This window comes from Streptomyces cellostaticus (assembly GCF_001513965.1).
In the GTDB taxonomy this organism is placed as follows: Bacteria; Actinomycetota; Actinomycetes; order Streptomycetales; family Streptomycetaceae; genus Streptomyces; species Streptomyces cellostaticus.
Genome location: NZ_KQ948111.1, coordinates 1 through 2,236 on the forward strand (window position 1 = coordinate 1; position 2,236 = coordinate 2,236).

The following is a 2,236-nucleotide window of genomic DNA, read 5'->3' on the forward strand; positions in this document are numbered from 1 at the left end:
GGCGATGGATCCGCAGTTGGCGGTGCGGGCATTGGGCGATGCGATCGAGGGTCCCGATGCCGTGCTGATGGTGATGGATGTCGATTGGGCGCAGCTTGCTTCGGCGCCTGGTGCGGCGGATATGCGGGGGATGCCGCTGGTGCGGGATCTGCCCGAGATCCGCCAGCTGCCGGCTGCGGGTGCTGGTGCTGATGGCGTCGCGCGTGGTGAGGGTGAACTGGCGCAGCGGTTGGCGGGGTTGGGCCGGTTGGAGCAGGAGCGGGTGCTGGCCGATGTGGTGCGGGCTGAGGCGGCTGCGGTGCTGGGGCATGCCTCGGCGGAGGCGGTCCCGGATAGGCGGGCGTTCAAGGATCTGGGCTTTGACTCGCTGACGGCGGTTGAGCTGCGGAACCGGTTGAACGCGGTGACGGGGTTGCGGTTGTCGGCCACGTTGGTGTTCGACTATCCGACTCCGGTGGTTCTGGCTGACTATCTGCGGGGTGAGCTGACCGGAGAGTTGGCGGGTGTCGGCGGGTCGGTGGTTGCCGTGGCGGCTACGGATGAGCCGTTGGCGATCGTTGGGATGAGCTGCCGGTTCCCTGGTGGCGCGGGCAGCCCCGAGGAGTTCTGGAACCTGCTGGCCTCGGGGACAGACGCGATATCGGGGTTCCCGACCGACCGTGGCTGGGATATCGACAGCCTGTACGACCCTGACCCGGAGCATGCGGGAACTTCCTACACCCAGGCGGGCGCGTTCTTGCAGGGCGCGGCGGACTTCGATGCCGGATTCTTCGGGATCAGTCCGCGTGAGGCGTTGGCGATGGATCCGCAGCAGCGGTTGCTGCTGGAGGTGTCGTGGGAGGCGCTGGAGCGGGCCGGAATCGATCCCGGGGCGCTGCAGGGCAGCCCGACAGGTGTCTTCGCGGGTGGTTTCGCGTCGGGATACGGGATCGGCCTGGCCCTGGCGGGGCAGGACGCATTCGGTGTCGAGGGTCACTTGATGACCGGTAACGCGACGAGTGTGCTGTCGGGTCGTGTGTCGTACGCGCTGGGTCTTGAGGGTCCGGCGGTGACGGTGGACACGGCGTGTTCGTCGTCGCTGGTGGCGCTGCACCTGGCCGCCCAGGCGGTGCGGTCCGGGGAGTGCTCCCTGGCGCTGGCCGGCGGCGTCACGGTCATGGCGACCCCTGCAACGTTTATCGACTTCTCCCGGCAGCAGGGGTTGTCGGCGGATGGGCGGTGTCGGGCCTTCTCCGCGGATGCGGACGGGACGGGATGGGCCGAGGGCGCGGGTGTCCTGGTGCTTGAACGGCTGTCTGACGCCCGCCGTAATGGGCATCCGGTGCTGGCGGTGGTGCGGGGCACTGCGGTGAACCAGGATGGTGCGTCCAATGGTCTGACGGCGCCGAACGGTCCCTCGCAGCAGCGGGTGATCCGGGCGGCCCTGGCCAATGCCCAGCTGTCGGCTGCCGATGTGGATGTGGTGGAGGCGCACGGTACGGGAACCACGCTCGGCGACCCCATCGAGGCACAGGCCCTGCTTGCCACCTACGGCCAGGAGCGCGCCGGAGACGGGCCGTTGTGGCTGGGTTCGGTAAAGTCCAACATCGGGCACACGCAGGCTGCCGCGGGCGTGGCCGGTGTGATCAAGATGGTGCTGGCGTTGCAGCACCAGGAGCTGCCGGCGACGCTGCACGCGGACGAGCCGTCGCCGCACGTGGACTGGTCGGCCGGTGAGGTGCAGCTGCTGACCGAGTCCGTGCCGTGGTCGCCGACGGATGGCCGGGTGCGGCGAGCTGGTGTGTCCTCGTTCGGCCTGAGCGGCACGAATGCGCACGTCATTGTCGAGGAGGCTCCGGCTGTTGAGGTCGGTGAGCTTGAGGCGGGCGCCGAGGGCACGGGGCCTGTGGTGTCGGGTGTGGGTGCGTGGGTGGTGTCGGGTCGGTCGGCTGAGGGGTTGGCGGCGCAGGCGGGGCGGTTGCGGGAGTGGGCTGCTGCCCGGCCGGAGTTGGAGCCGGTGGATGTGGCGTGGTCGTTGGCGGTGTCGCGGTCGGTGTTTGAGCACCGGGCCGTGGTGGTCGGCGGTGACTGTGGGGAGTTGGTGACCGGCCTGGAGAGGCTGGCTGGTGGGGTGTCTGCGGCTTCGGTGGTGTCGGGGGTGGCACGGCCGGGGGCGCGAGTGGGGTTGGTGTTCGCGGGTCAGGGGTCGCAGTGGGTGGGGATGGGGCGGGGGCTGTATGAGGGCAGTCGCGTTTTC

The 2,236-nt window shown here is 69.6% G+C and carries 1 protein-coding gene; it reads left to right on the forward strand.

Annotated features, from left to right (window positions below; translation table 11 throughout):
- Positions 1-2,236 (forward strand): type I polyketide synthase (locus AQI88_RS42275; protein WP_244184662.1); only part of this gene is annotated, 2,236 nt, incomplete at both ends.